This is a genomic window from Streptomyces sp. PsTaAH-137 (genome assembly GCF_003259365.1).
In the GTDB taxonomy this organism is placed as follows: Bacteria; Actinomycetota; Actinomycetes; order Streptomycetales; family Streptomycetaceae; genus Streptomyces.
This window is the reverse complement of sequence record NZ_QLLY01000036.1, coordinates 1-13,316: the sequence shown is the minus strand read 5'-3', so window position 1 is coordinate 13,316 and position 13,316 is coordinate 1. Positions and strand designations below refer to the sequence as shown.

The following is a 13,316-nucleotide window of genomic DNA, read 5'->3' as shown; positions in this document are numbered from 1 at the left end:
GTCGACCCAGGCAGAGCCGAGCAGACGCGGCCCATGGCGTCCAGGTCGTTCGTACAGTGGCGCGCTCCACCTGGACGCCATGAACCACGCCCGCTCCACGGTGTGTGGGTCGACGGCGGACGGGATGGGAGCGGGGGGAGTGGTGGGTTAAGGCGCATCGTCATTACGCGTCCCACCGAATTGAAGAGTCAAGTGGGGCGATCATGCCAGGGGAAGCGCTTGAAGTAGCCCCGGAGCGATTCTGCCGTCCCTTTTAGATCAGCGCAGAAGTCCGGCACCGCTTCCTCCGAGATTATGGTAATGATCGCGTGCGGCATGCTATTGCCAGGGACTTTATTCCGCCAGACAACGGTCCCCTTGGTCACCCTCTCGATTTCGAGATCTCCATCAATTCCCAATCTGCAGGAATAAATCGGAGAGTCGACTACAATTATCGGAACAGCGATCTGGTACGCAGTGTTTCCGCGTATCGTGTACTGGTTCGCTATGCTGTGGGCCGCTTTCGTTACACTCGTCATGGCTGCATAGGCAGCATCCTCCCTGTTCTTTCCCAAGCTGGTCCGAACAGCAGAGTAGGCAGGCGGATCACTATAGGAAAATAGCGGAAAGTGATGGGCCCAAGGCCCTGATGTAACCCGCCCCTTGGTGGCTTGGCTAGCAAAATTGCTCCAGTGCTTCCAAGCTCGATCCAGCACGTATCGCTGGGCAATTTTCACAGAGTCGTGCAGTTCAACTCCCCCCGAAAAGAGGATCCATGGCTTGCCTGGAGAGCTCTTGCATTCGATGACTGGGCAGAGGTATGGCGTTACAACTTCCTCCTCGTGATCCCGCAGTTGGATTCGAATGCTGAGGTCAATCTCCCTAAGGTCGCCGGATTCTGAATCCCGATAGAACTCGGACTGAATGAATCTTATGGCATTGTCTCGTAATTTCTGGGCCACTCTCATTTCTAGGGGATATCCCTGCGTCGATAGCCACGCCAGTACCTTTGCGGCTAGCGGATCTGTCTCGGAATTTGAACCACTCATCGGATTCTCCTGAATTTTGCCCAGTCATTTTCCGAATCCAGAGGTCTGCCATGACCCGACACCTCGTTCGTTCCAGGCTCACGCCCTTCGCGCACGCCCGCCCTAGCTAGGAAGCACCGATGATGCGCCGAAGGTCCCTGATCGGTTCGGCATAAGGTGCCAGCCCTGGACGAGGGCCGATGCGATGGCGGGGCTGACATCGCGGGGCAGCACTGCGGGTGCCCCGAAGCAGTTCCTGCCATGGGGCTGTTCCGTGGTGTTGGCCAAGGTCGTGCAGGGGCTGTCCGCGTGCTGCACCGCGTACGTGCACGTCCGATCACGGAGAGTCTGGTTGCAGGTCGGCCGACGGCGCAGGCGCCAGCGGTTAGTCGTGCTGACGACGATGCGTCGCGAACCCTTGCGGCCGATCGCCATGGCGAGCCCCCATCCCCTGGACTTGCCGCGATGCTAGCTGGTCGGGGCATGGCGAACCGTGAGTTTCGGGCCGTCGCTGGGCCGTCTGAGGACGCTCAACAGCGACCAGCGGTGACCGCCAGTGACAGGTGTCCAACCCGACGACCCCAGGTCACCGCGTTCAATCTGCGGCACTAGTGCAGCCATGCCTGCGCCCGGAGAACTTAGCTGGCGCAAGTCCCGCGCCTCGCGAGTGACTACCTGATGCGTTGCCCCCTAATTTCCTCAAGTTGCTCTCTTGGACAGGGGCTTGCTGGCAGAGTCAGCAGACGGGGCTAAGGCGATCGGTCCCCGTCGACACTGGCATCGACTAACGGGTTACCCAGTCAGGAGCAGTCCATGAAAAGGGCATTCGTTGGACTTTCAACGCCACTATGCTACGACTACGGGAACCCAATCAGGCAACGCAGTGAGAGTGAAGCAGACATCCCTAACCCGATTCTTGAAAACACAATGGGCTTACTTATTTGCTACGACGAGATTTGGTTTCTTTCGCGCGAGGCTTGCCCGCTAGCTCTACACGACATTGAGTATGTAAAATTTGTTACGGATGATCCGGAATTGCTAATCCGAGCGCAGACTGCACGCTCGCAGTACGATGAGCTGTACAGAGAGTGGTGCCGAAGCCCAGAATACTGGCAACGCTTCGATCTGCCCGAAATTGATACGAGAAACCAAAACGAACCCAGCGTTTACGTATCTGCGGTCGAATCCCTTCGGAAGTCAGTTAAATTCGATCTAGCACCGGACAATCACGGTCGCGGCGCACTGGGCATGGGGATGGGAAATGCTGACGAGCGCAACTTGATCACAGACATCGGGGTTGCGGCAGCTCTAGACATGCAGTTGGAGGTAATTATGAACTCTTTCACTGCAGCGCATTCAATCTCAGATATTCCGTCAACTCTGGATAGAGGAGCGCTCGAACAGTGGAGAATTGAGGCGGCCGAGCATATCACCACCGTAAAAACGATAGACTTCCTTGGCCCGAAGGGTGCTTATCATGAGAGCGTTGAGTTGCTGCGCTCTCATCCCAGAGTTGCAGAATTTCGCCAGTATTTGAGCCTACTAGAACGCCCGGCGAATGATCTGGCTGCCCTTGCCAAAGAGGTTGAGAATCTAGCACTCAAGCATGCCCGTGACAGCCTTGAAAAATATCTCGGCGGTACGGGAAAGATTCACACCGTTGGCGCTGCAGCGATCGGGACTGCGGGGAATTTGATCCATCCTGGCTTGGGTAGCGCTTTGGGTGGCACCCTCAGTGCAATTCAATGGATCAGGGATAGGAAAACTCGAAATCAAATGGCATGGTCCCTCTTTGTGGTCGATGCCCGTACTCACTTGGGACAGCGACGCTGACTGGGTTCGGTGCCGTTCGAACGATCGACTGGTCAAGGGTGCGCGACATGACCGACGAGGCCCCGGCTTGTCCTGAGTGCGGCCACCCGACGAAGTCCAGTGGGTCTTGTGCTCTCCTGGCGTGAGGACGACGGCGGGCGCGTATGTCGAGCACTCTGGCACTGTCGGGACCGTCACCTCTGGTGGGGATGGGCTGATCAGCCGGAGGAACCGCTGGCGATGTGCCCGGCACCTGAGCTGTTCCCCTGACTTCCGCTGTACAGCCGCATCCCCTCAACCTCGGTCTTGTCGTACAGCAGGGAAGTACCGCAACCTCAGCGGCCGGCCCCGCTCAACATGGTCCGTCAAGGACCACTGCACGGCTGTTTTGGCCTTCAGTGACCTCTCTGCATAGAGCTACGGATCAGAAGACACCATGCCCAGTTGTGTCTGACCGGGCGGAGACCACCATGTATTCGCGGCCGCTCCCGGGCAGCAGGCGAGCATTGGCCTCTGGCCGATTTACCTGCTCAGGGGCCGTTCACCTGCGGTGGGGTGGGAGTTGGACAGTGAAGCTCCACTACTGATGGCGGGTCTCCTCGCCACGCGCGTTTCGCAGCACGCCAAGACTCGAAGACTCCGGGTAGTTGATCAAGAAGGCCCTTCGCAGCGAACAATGCCACGCTCGCCACGCCCGAGCCGGCCAGAACCCAGAGCGTGATGGTCACATCCACTGGTTCCATGCTCCTCTCACTGTCCGACAACGCGTCCGTGATGGGGACACGTTCCAAGGGAAGCTGTGCGTCGCAGTTGTCCACCAGTACCTCGGACGTTCCTGGTGAACTCCGGACACTCGGCTCACCGCGCCCTAGTCTGGACGGAACTGAGCTGGACAGTTGTGGCCGATGCTGGACGACTCTGGACACGCGGCTGCAACGAACAACGAGACGGGGCGGGGCAATGGCTGATGACTCTCTGGCCAAACAGCTGGCTCGCTTGCGTGTCCGGGCTGGCAACCCTTCGCTGCGAGACTTGGAGAAGCTCACCCATCGCCAAGGTAGAAGGATGAGCCGGGCCTCTATTCAGGACAAGCTCTCCGGAACTAGTGGTCTGAAAATGGTCCAGGTGCTAGCTCTTGTTCGAGCATGCGCCGACTACGCACATTCGATCGGCGCTCCGCTTCCCCCTGAAGATGTTGACGAGCAAATTTGGCAAGAAAAGGTAGCACACCTCAGGGCGCCCATAAATCGGCGTGCTGTTGAACCGCCAGATGGAGACCCTAAAGCGACTCAGGATCGGAAGACCGGCGAACCATCTGATCTAGAGGAACTAATCCCGCCTCTCATCAACGCCGGTATGGACGATATTTCAAATATCGCAAGACAGGGCGCAGGCCAGCCCCTAGAAACGTGGCTTCCAACTGTCGTCGTGGCGCTCGGCCACGCACGTATGGATTACCAAGGCTTCCTCAACATGGCCGCCCAAGCACCCCCAGGCCAGATAGTGAAAATCCTCGAATCCATAGCCGATGACGGCCCCGAAGATGTTGGCAACCGATACTTCCAAACCTGCCTGCTGACTCAGCACCCTGCCGAGATACCCAAGCTTCTGGTCGCACTTCGCAGGGCCGACGGGGAGTTAAGCCTCTGGTATGCACACAATTTCGTCGACGCCATCCTCGGCAAAGGTGACTGGCCAGGGGGTACCAGGTCAGATCTGGCCGACGTCCTCCGAGCGCTGCGCGGGGCCACCCTGAAGGAGGACGCCGATAAACTCGCAGAGAATATCGGCATGCACGCATGGCCCAAAATAGCATTAGCGACTGCTGGAGCTATCCCTGAATCCTTTCTCGGGGATCGAGAACTCATTCTACATGCAGGATCGCAGGGTGGACCGCATCGACTCTTGAGATTGATCGACTGCCTGAAAAGGGAGCAGTTTCAGGGACTCGAATCACACAGGGCGCTGCACTATCTACTGACAGCGGTACCCGCGGGAAAGCACGCGGATTTTTCTCTCATACTCAACGACGCTGGAATGAAGTCCGAGGCTCAACGCCTGCTGGAGATGGAAAAAGAAGCGCCATTTTGAAACTCTGGCAACTGCGTCACATGGCGTCGCTCCTGGAGTGTCCGCGTACTCGACCGCGAACGTGCACGGCGACCAGGCCCTGGAAGTACGTCGGCCTGCCTCGCAGCCGCCAGCGGTAGGCCGTGTCGTCGCCAACGATCCGTCGTGATCCCTTGCGGACCAGTGCCATGACTCCCCTTTCAACAGCCACGATGCTAGCGAGCCCGACCCCGCCGCCCGTCTCATTTTCCGTCTCATTCAGCGCCGTACACGGCCGTTCAGACGGGACCGGAGGCGGTGGTCGCCCCCAACACCGGCCGCCCATGAACGCAGGTGAACGGCCCCGTTCGAGGCCTCCAAGACCCCCAACACAGTTGGAAAGCGTGTTGGAAGGGCGATTGGACAGCACCTCACAGGTGACGTCACTACTGCGCAAACGGTGGTTAGCACCGAGAGGGACGTCTTGGGCGTCGCCCCATATGGGCACGATGAGTGCATGGCAGCAGAGTGGATTGCCCCTGTGGTCACGGGCGTCTCAGGAGCCCTCGGTGTCGTCTTCACGTGGCTCGCGGGAGCACAAGGTAGAGCACACGCAGAGCGAATGGTTGACCGATCACAAACAGCCGAGCGGCGCAGCTACCTGCGTATCCAGCGGCGTGACGCCTACTTCTCAGCGCTCCGTGTAGCTGTCCTCGACGTGCGCCGCCTCAGATACGAGCAGACCGGTAAGACCGACAAGCTGGATGAGGTCGAGCAGTACTGGACGAAGACCAAACGCATTGAGATGAGTATGGAGGCCCTCATCTCTGTGCACGCATTCGGCAGCAATGAGGCCCGCCAGTTCTTGGAGGAATGGCGAGCAGCCACAGAAGCCGACGACCTGGCCTTCATGCAACAACTTGTCGAGCAGTTCCGCGAGCTCATACGGGGCGAGTTCCAAGAAGGTTGAGGAGGACATTCCACAGCCCGGAGCCATAGGGAACGCCTCCCCCAACCAGTACAGCGGACCAACGAGCCGACGCCTCAGCAAACGCGGCAGAACGCCGTAGCACAGCAAAAGTGGCCTACCGTCCGTCCGGGCTGCGGCGCTGGGGCGCCGGTCCCGGCCGGGCGGCAGGCCACCTGGCTTGTGATCGCGATGAAGTGCGGGGCCGCTCAGCGGGGAGCAGCCGGGGCTAGCGAGGCTGCTTGCCGGGCCTTCGCCTCCGCTCCCGCGCAGATGAGCTGCGCCAGCAGCTCGGCCGCTTCCGGGCGGATAGCGCCGAGGCGGACCAGTCCGTCGCCGCGCACGTTCACATCGGCCCGGAGACCGGGAAAGTCGGATTCTAGGCCGAGGGCAGCGAGTTGCTGGGCGAGGTTGTCCGCGCTGCGCCGGCCCTCCGCCCAGCCGCGGACGTAGTTCACGCCGGTGTTCAGGTTCTCGGCGCGTGGGGCGATGACTCCGTGTCGGTCGGTCATGACTCACTCCCCCGGGGTGTGGTCGGTCGCGGTGTCTGGGCGGGGATCTGCGGGGCTCGACAGGCCGAGCCGCAGCAGTTCCGCCAGGTGCTCGGCTGTGCTCGGCGAGACCCGGCCCAGTTCGACCAGGCCGTGGCCGAAGGCGTTCAAGTCGGCCCGCAGGTAGGGGAAGTCGTGGTCGAGGCCGGCACTGGTCAACGCGTCCCGGAGGGCCATGGTGGCGTTGCGGGCGGCGTACCAGCCATCGCTGTCGAGCGGGGACCAGCGGGCGGCATCGACGCGGCCGGACGGTTCGTCATGCACCGGTGCTCGGCTCCTCAGGATGGGTCGCGAGGGCATCGGCGGGAGAGCGGTAACGCTCCCCGTAGTGGTCGACGCGGGCAAGGAGTTCGGCCGAGGCGGCGAGCAGCGTGGCCAATGCGATCGGCCGGAGGGGGTTGGCTTCCAGTCGGCGGATCGGTGCGCGGAGCCATTCGTAGCGATCACCGGTCAGCGGCATGGGACCCGGCACGACAACCACCGCGTTCGCGCCGAGATAGCGGTAGGCCAGCGGCTTGGTGCTCTCGCGGTTGACGAGGTGCGCGAATCCGTCACGGCTGTTGGAGCCGAGGAAGAAGCCGACGCGTTGGGCCGCGCGATCCACCATCGCCGGACCGCAGGGCAAACCCTGGCGGCACATCTGGTCGAAGGTCTCCAGGCCGAGGCGTTGTCCGACGGACACCACGTCGAAGAAGCGTCCGGTGTGGAGCATCGTCGGCTGGCGCGGGTCGTCGGCCCAGTGTGCTCGACACGTCACCGGGTCGTCGGCGCTTGCCGAAAGCCACTCGATGCCTCTCCTGGTCATCGTCTGCACGTCTTCTCCCCACCTCGGTTCCGCCGTCGCACTGTCCTGCGGCGCGGTGGTTCCACACTCCTGGTACGGGCATTGAGCTGGGCAGATGACGAGAGACGACGAGGGGTGACGTGTGGGACGAGGGTGCGTCACCCCTCGTCATCCGCGAATGGAGTCGATTGAATTCCGTTCGCCTGTGCCAACAGGTCTGTTCCGTCACGTACGTTCATGATGGGCAAGAACCACGCACCACCCCTTTGCAATGCGTCGAGGAGGCGGGGACACGTCTGCCATGGGTCCGGTCAACGAGCGTCTGCGCCGTGCGCGAGCCGAACGCGGCTGGAGTCAGCTCCGGTTGGTGCGTGAGTTGCGGCGGGTAGCAACCGCGCGCGGACACCAACTCCCCTCCGACGAGAGCGTGAAGCGGCGCATCGCGAGTTGGGAGAACGGACACAGCACCCCCGACGCGTTCTACGGGGCGCTGCTCGCGGAGGCGTTCGGGCTCGGGCCGGATGCGCTGGGCATGGAGCAGGACGGGAGCCGGGACGCCGTACTTCTCGACGCCGGCTATCCAGACAGCCCCGATGCCGCGATCGGCACGGTGGAACGGCTGTGGACGGCGGACCTGAACCGCTACGAGCCGCTGTTGCAGGCCGAAGCATCCGAGCCCGCGTGGAACGAGGCGTCCTTACGGTGGCTGGTCGCCCCGGGACCCGCGCCCCGGTCAGGGCGCCCGGGGGCTGTGCGAGTGGGGCTCGGCGACGTAGCCGCGGTGAAGACCACGGCCGACATGTTCGCCCAGCTCGACGACCGGTTCGGAGGCGACCACGCTCGGCGCTCCGTGATCCAGTACCTCAGCACGGACGTGGTTCCCCTACTGCGCGGAAGCTACAGCGATGCGGTGGGACGTGCGCTCTACTCCACAGTGGCAGAGGCGACACTTCTCGCCGGGTGGATGTCGTACGACGCGTGCCATCACGGACTCGCACAGCGCTACTTCCTCCAGGCCCTCCGGCTCGCCCAGGACGGGAACGACCGACGCCTTGCCGGAAGCATCCTTTCGGCGATGAGCCACCAAGCCACCTTCCTCGGCCGGTACACGGAGGCGGCTACTCTCGCCCGCGCCGCGCTCATGGGGATCTCTGCGGTGGCTACGCCGACGCTTCGGGCCCAGTTCCACGCCATGGAGGCACGCGCGCTGGCCAGGACCGGCGATGTGCGGGGTTGCGAATCCGCGTTGACGGCCGCTACACGTGCGTTGGAGAGCTGTAACGCGGAGGACGAGCCGGAGTGGATCACATACTTCGACGCCGCCGAGTTGGCCGCGGAGGCCGCGCACTGCTTCCGGGACGTGAACAGCGCCCGCCAGGCCGTCGCGCACGCCGAGAACGCGATGAGCGGCAGCCACGTGCGAAGCGACTTCTTCGCCACGATGGTGCTCGCCGACGCTCACCTTCGCGCCGGCGACATCGAGGAGGCGTGCCGAGTGGCTGTGGATGCGCTGGATCTCGGGGAGAACCTGAAGTCGGCGCGGTGCGTGAGCTATCTGGCCGAGTTTCGGGCGGACCTTCTCACGGCCGGGGACAACGCTGTGTCTCGGGCATTCGCGGAGCAGGTGCGCGAGCACCGGTTGTGGGTGACGGCGGAGAGCGGCCTCCGCTGACTACGGCCGACCGGTCCCGCGGCGGGGCCAGCGGGAGGACACAGGCCATAGCTTCAGGGCACGCCAAGGGGGGCGCATGGTCCTGCGTATTAGTGCGAGCGACTGGCTGGCGCTGCTGCCTCACATTGCCGAGGTGCTGCTGGTGATTCTCCTGTTCGTGCTCGGCGCTCACGCTCTCGTGGAGGGCCAGGCACCCGGACGGCTGCTACAGAACACGGTTCGGCGCCCCCGGATCTGGGGTGCAGGTGCTCTGCTCGCTGTTGCCGCATTCGGCGCTCATGCCGTGTGGCTGCTGGCCATAGCCGTCAGCGTCATGATCCTCGGCCACACCTGGCAGCGGCCACGATGACCCGGTCCGTCAGTCTCGCGACGGCATCCGGCAGGCTCAGAAGGGGCCCCAGGTACTCCGTCCTTCGCCTGTCCTGAGGGAGTGAAGGCGCTTCTGGAACTCGGCGGCCGAACGCTCGCTTTCCTTCGCCTGGTGGCCAACCCACGCGACCATCATCAGTTCGCGGAGATCAGCGAGGGTTTCGTAGCCGGGCCAGTTCATCAGGTCGAAGCCGTAGCGGAAGACGAAGTCCCGGTACTCCTCGGCGGTGTGCCAGCCGTACCGCTCGTAGTACATGGCGGTGAGGACCAGATCCCATTCGCGCGGCGCCAGCGCGAAGCCGTCGAGGTCGATCAGGACGGCGTGGCCGTCTCGGTGACGGAGGATGTTGCCGATGTTGGCGTCGCCGTGGATCAGCCCGAAGGGGAGAACGAATTCCAGGCGGTCATACTCCTTGCCGAGCCTTGACGCACGCTCCTCCAAGAACTCCCGGTCCGGGCCCGAGACGGTGTCCAGACCGTCCAAAGAGGCCGCCAGCTTGGCGTGTGGGTCGAAGTACGGGAGGCCGAGGGATTCGGGCTCCTCCAGCCAGTGCAGGCGGCGCAGGAGGTCCGCCAGCTCGCCCACGGTGGCGTATTCCTCGTGGTCCTGGACGCTCTCCCAGAAGGTGACCACGCGGCCGCCGAGCACAGCCGGTTGAGTGGCGTGCGGCGGAACCCGGTTCGCGGGGAAGTCGGAGCGCTCCAGCCAACGGGCCACACCGACGGCGCGTTCCATCTCGGAGAGGACGGAGGGGTCTCGGGCGATGCGGACGATGATCGGTTCCGAGGCGAGGCGGTAGACGGCGTTCGAGCCCAGGCGGAGGAGTTCGGCGCCGGTCGGGTCGAGGCCGGCGGAGCGGCAGGCATCCTGGAGGATTCGCCCCGTGCTCTCGGCCGTGAACCCCGTATCGTCGCCGCCGTCGCTGCCCGAGATCATGCCAACGACCATACGGGGCACGGGCGGAGGCTGACAGGTCGCCCGCGTAATGGGGGCGTAATGATCATGAGGCATAAGCCCCGGCGGGGACTCCCTCGCGCAGGTCAGAGGGCAGATGCGCTCCCCGGCTCCTCTGGCCTCCGGAGCCGTGTGCGCAGGTTCGAATCCTGCCGGGGGCACTCCAGCTAGGACAGCGTGATCAAGACGCTGACCAGCGAAAGTGCCAAACACAAAGACCCGGACTCAGTCCTACTGAGTCCGGGTCTTTGTCGTTGTGCGTCGCTGATCGCGAGTGAGTGACGAGTGGAAGTCTGAGGGAGCCAGCGCCCATCACTTGCCCAGCCCTCCACCCGGTGCAACCAACGTCGGCTGCACTGCCCGCGATCGAACCGCGGAAGCCACCGTGTCGGGCGCCGTCGTGCGGCACACTGTGGTGCGATCCGCATCTAAGCATCACGCCACGGGACTCGAATGCTCTTCTCAAAATGACGGACCACATCACATATCAGTTTGAGGCCTTCCTCCAGCGCATCACACTTTCAGACAGCGAGAAACAAAAGGCCCTACAGCAGGGGCAGCGTCTCGCGCGAGAAATCGAGCGGCGACCTGAAGTGCGAGAGTGTCTGATCACGGGATCGATGGTCAGATCTACAGCCATTCGAAAATTTTCGGATGTTGACATCGTGGCCGTCATCGAACCCGAGGATCAACTTACCCAATCCGAACCCGCAGCACTGGTCTCCAGCATTGCGCAGATGCTACGCGGCATCAGACCAGACGTGCAGGTATCCGAGAACGCTGTCCGTGTCACACATCTGGACGGCGGAGTCGTCGACGTCCTCGTCTCAGTACGCCTCGGAATCAACCGCGAGGGCGACGAATATTACCGGATCCCAACCGCCCGCCAGGACGGATGGGAAATATACGCACCTGAAACGCAGAACAGGAGAATTCGAGAGGCCACCAAGCTACTCGGGGAAGATTTCAAGCGCCTGATTCGCCTATGCAAGTGGTGGAGCAAAACGCACGGCCAGCCGCTTCCATCTCACGAGATCGAGCTTGCCGCCTACAGGGCTTTCCCTCGGGCGATTCCAGAACTCTCGCGAGCAGTAGTCGAGTTTTCTGATTCCCTCAGAACCCAAATCGACGGTGGACCTTCAACGCAGGCGGCGTTGCTGAATTTTAACCGGCTAGCCCGAGATGCCTACGACAAGCAGACCTCGGGCGATCTCAATAAATCAAGCGAGCTCTGGGGGAGGGTGTTCGGTGACGAATTCACAACTATCATCACTTGAGGTCATCGGCCTGGCAGATGATCAGCTCTTTAAGGCAAATAAATACTACAAGTGGAGTCGCAGGCTCCCCATCGTAACCTTCGCCTTGAGCACAGTTTCGATCTTCATCTCAAACCCGTACACCTACATCCCCGCCCTGCTGGCTCTTGCCGTACAGGTGAGCTCATGGCTAGCGCGAGACAAGGCTGGCAGTCTCCACAGTGCTGGCGAAGAGGGGAGGACGCACGGACTCTCGCTAAACGCGCTAGGCACCCCGGCGGAAAGGCTTGAGCTCAACACATGGCTCAGTCGCGTCACCCCTAGTGTACCCAGCCAGACAACAGAGCCAGCCACACCAGACTACTACGCGAGCAATGCGCCGATTGGCTTGCGAAGACTTTGCGACAACCTCCAGGAAAACGCCTTCTGGAACATGCACCAATACCAGAAGACGGCGACCCATTACGCTCGACTCCTTTGGGTATTTTCCGGGGCAATGCTCGCCATGATCCTAACCGCGATCCCGCTCACCTCCGGAGACGGCAACCTTATTCTCGCCCGGATCCTGGTGGCTGTCCTAGCGTCCGGTGCAGCACTGACTCAATTCGGCGAAGTTCGGTCCTGGAAATCTGCCGAAACCAAAAGCGAGCGCCTCGACAGACGCCTCGACTCACTTGCCTCGCTCTCGGAGGAGGAACTAAGAGACAGCAAGCTTGGGACGATCCTTGCCATCTTCGGCGACTATCGAGTCACCACGGCCGGGGCACCTCCGATTCCTAAATGGATGTATGACCGCGAAAAGGATCGCCTGAATGGCCTTTGGGCTAGACGGGCAGACCCTACATAGCAGAAGCGCGAATTGTGGTGACCGCCCGAGAGATCCCACCCCTCAGGGGGCCACCTTTATCTGACTATTTACACTTCCATGACCCACCCCATAGCTCGTTCAATCTTCGCATTGTTGACCTCTTCGTGGCCGTCGATACAGCCCTCGTAGCGGCGATGGATTACCTCGGGTGAGTTACCCGCTCGACGAGCTACCTCGGCTACGGGGACACCCGCGTTCAGCCAATTCGTGATGCAGGTGTGCCGCAGGTCATACGGCCTGTGCGCAAGTGGAGACTCCACCTTGTCTGGCGGAAGGGCGATCGGCCGGACCTCCTGCCAGACCCTCCAATAGCTGGATGTGCCGAGCACGGCGCCACGCTCGTTGGCGAAGAGTCGACCATCCTCCGCTGTGCCGAACTCAGCTATGTGCGCGCGAAGCATGGCGACCAGCATCGGAGGAATCGGGACGGGGCGGTCCGCCTTGGGCTCGCGGGACTTGAGCCCGCGCTTGTCGTGGCGTTGCCCCGAGTCCGTCCATCGCTTGCCGGACACTGGCCGGGTCTCCTTGAGCGTGAGCGTCCCCCACCCCTTTTCGGGGAGGTAGCAATCCTTCTTCCTGAGCCCGACTGCCTCGGCCGGCCGTAGCGCCGCGTACATCTGGCAGCCGAAGAAGGCGATGAGTCGGCGACCTCGGTTTCGATGGACTGACCCAACGTAGGAGACGGCCGTGAGGAGCTGCTCGCCCTGGACGGTGTTGACCAAGACACGGGGATCCACGACGTCGCCTTTAGACGCCATTTCAGTTGGCGTGATCTTGCGGCAGGCTGGGGTGATGGCTGCTGCGCTTGTCGAACGGTTGGCGCCGGATGATCTGTGGGAGTTGTTCCAACGGGTGGTCCCGCCGGCCCCGGAGCGTCCGCAAGGCGGAGGACATCGTCGCCGAGGAGACCGCGAGGTGCTGGCCGCGATCATCTTCGTGGCCACCTCGGGGTGCACCTGGAACCAACTGCCTCCCGGCTTCGGCCTGTCGGGTGTGACCGCCTTTCGCCGGTTCACTGTGTGGACC

At 62.3% G+C, this 13,316-nt stretch carries 13 protein-coding genes and 1 pseudogene; 8 read left to right on the top strand and 6 right to left on the bottom strand.

The genetic code is table 11. The features are described 5' to 3' along the window. Positions 1–188 precede the first annotated feature (188 nt). Positions 189–1,028 (bottom strand): hypothetical protein, encoded by an 840-nt coding sequence (locus tag K377_RS41495; RefSeq protein WP_146614847.1) that lies wholly within the window; start codon positions 1,026–1,028, stop codon positions 189–191. 792 nt (positions 1,029–1,820) lie between these two features. On the opposite strand from K377_RS41495, the gene K377_RS41490 reads away from it, so the two are divergent. The 3 genes from K377_RS41490 (at position 1,821) to K377_RS39900 (ending at position 5,838) form a co-directional block, all read left to right on the top strand. Beyond that, a complete protein-coding gene (locus K377_RS41490; protein ID WP_146614846.1) occupies positions 1,821–2,840 on the top strand; it encodes a hypothetical protein in 1,020 nt (339 codons plus the stop codon). A 1,011-nt stretch (positions 2,841–3,851) separates the two neighbouring features. After that, positions 3,852–4,910: a hypothetical protein gene (locus K377_RS41935; protein WP_161195034.1), complete on the top strand. Its 1,059-nt coding sequence runs from the start codon at positions 3,852–3,854 to the stop codon at positions 4,908–4,910. A gap of 475 nt (positions 4,911–5,385) precedes the next feature. Beyond that, entirely contained in the window at positions 5,386–5,838 is a 453-nt protein-coding gene (locus tag K377_RS39900) for a hypothetical protein (RefSeq protein WP_146614844.1), read from the top strand. Between the two features lie 206 nt (positions 5,839–6,044). Here K377_RS39900 and K377_RS39895 read toward each other — a convergent pair whose 3' ends face one another. The 3 genes from K377_RS39895 to K377_RS39885 are packed head-to-tail and all read right to left on the bottom strand — an operon-like array spanning position 6,045 to position 7,200. Continuing rightward, positions 6,045–6,347: a hypothetical protein gene (locus tag K377_RS39895; RefSeq protein WP_111668552.1), complete on the bottom strand. Its 303-nt coding sequence runs from the start codon at positions 6,345–6,347 to the stop codon at positions 6,045–6,047. Positions 6,348–6,350: 3 nt separating this feature from the next. After that, entirely contained in the window at positions 6,351–6,650 is a 300-nt protein-coding gene (locus tag K377_RS39890; protein WP_111668551.1) for a hypothetical protein, read from the bottom strand. Further along, positions 6,643–7,200, bottom strand: coding sequence for a bifunctional DNA primase/polymerase (locus K377_RS39885; RefSeq protein ID WP_111668550.1), 558 nt, complete (start codon positions 7,198–7,200; stop codon positions 6,643–6,645). The genes K377_RS39890 and K377_RS39885 overlap by 8 nt, the downstream gene beginning before the upstream one ends. Before the next feature lie 397 nt (positions 7,201–7,597). On the opposite strand from K377_RS39885, the gene K377_RS39880 reads away from it, so the two are divergent. Beyond that, the gene (locus tag K377_RS39880) at positions 7,598–8,842 is read left to right on the top strand and encodes a hypothetical protein (protein ID WP_181512764.1); all 1,245 of its coding nucleotides are present in this window, start codon (positions 7,598–7,600) and stop codon (positions 8,840–8,842) included. Between the two features lie 76 nt (positions 8,843–8,918). Further along, the gene (locus K377_RS39875; protein ID WP_111668548.1) at positions 8,919–9,191 is read left to right on the top strand and encodes a hypothetical protein; all 273 of its coding nucleotides are present in this window, start codon (positions 8,919–8,921) and stop codon (positions 9,189–9,191) included. A gap of 36 nt (positions 9,192–9,227) precedes the next feature. Here K377_RS39875 and K377_RS39870 read toward each other — a convergent pair whose 3' ends face one another. Next, positions 9,228–10,148 (bottom strand): phosphotransferase family protein, encoded by a 921-nt coding sequence (locus K377_RS39870; RefSeq protein ID WP_111668547.1) that lies wholly within the window; start codon positions 10,146–10,148, stop codon positions 9,228–9,230. 485 nt (positions 10,149–10,633) lie between these two features. Here K377_RS39870 and K377_RS41485 point away from each other — a divergent pair, with 485 nt between their 5' ends. Next, positions 10,634–11,443 carry a nucleotidyltransferase domain-containing protein gene (locus K377_RS41485; protein ID WP_146614843.1) on the top strand — a complete coding sequence of 270 codons (810 nt, stop codon included), beginning with the start codon at positions 10,634–10,636 and terminating at the stop codon, positions 11,441–11,443. Then, on the top strand, positions 11,415–12,269 hold the full coding sequence (locus tag K377_RS41480) for a hypothetical protein (protein ID WP_146614842.1): 855 nt from the start codon (positions 11,415–11,417) through the stop codon (positions 12,267–12,269). The genes K377_RS41485 and K377_RS41480 overlap by 29 nt, the downstream gene beginning before the upstream one ends. A 68-nt stretch (positions 12,270–12,337) precedes the next feature. On the opposite strand, the pseudogene K377_RS39865 reads toward K377_RS41480, so the two are convergent. Further along, positions 12,338–13,036, bottom strand: a pseudogene (locus K377_RS39865) (tyrosine-type recombinase/integrase); the annotation flags it as partial. 46 nt (positions 13,037–13,082) lie between these two features. Between K377_RS39865 and K377_RS39860 the strand changes: the two are divergent. Further along, positions 13,083–13,316, top strand: a 234-nt coding sequence (locus K377_RS39860; protein ID WP_146614841.1) for a transposase, incomplete at its 3' end; no start/stop codon positions are given.

Excerpts from the sequence above, each read along its gene's own strand:
- K377_RS39875 (WP_111668548.1), top strand. The coding sequence starts at position 8,919 with ATGGTCCTGCGTATTAGTGCGAGCGACTGGCTGGCGCTGCTGCCTCAC.
- K377_RS41490 (WP_146614846.1), top strand. The coding sequence starts at position 1,821 with ATGAAAAGGGCATTCGTTGGACTTTCAACGCCACTATGCTACGACTAC.
- K377_RS39895 (WP_111668552.1), bottom strand. The coding sequence starts at position 6,347 with ATGACCGACCGACACGGAGTCATCGCCCCACGCGCCGAGAACCTGAAC.
- K377_RS41485 (WP_146614843.1), top strand. The coding sequence starts at position 10,634 with ATGACGGACCACATCACATATCAGTTTGAGGCCTTCCTCCAGCGCATC.
- K377_RS41495 (WP_146614847.1), bottom strand. The coding sequence starts at position 1,028 with ATGAGTGGTTCAAATTCCGAGACAGATCCGCTAGCCGCAAAGGTACTG.
- K377_RS39900 (WP_146614844.1), top strand. The coding sequence starts at position 5,386 with ATGGCAGCAGAGTGGATTGCCCCTGTGGTCACGGGCGTCTCAGGAGCC.
- K377_RS39870 (WP_111668547.1), bottom strand. The coding sequence starts at position 10,148 with ATGATCTCGGGCAGCGACGGCGGCGACGATACGGGGTTCACGGCCGAG.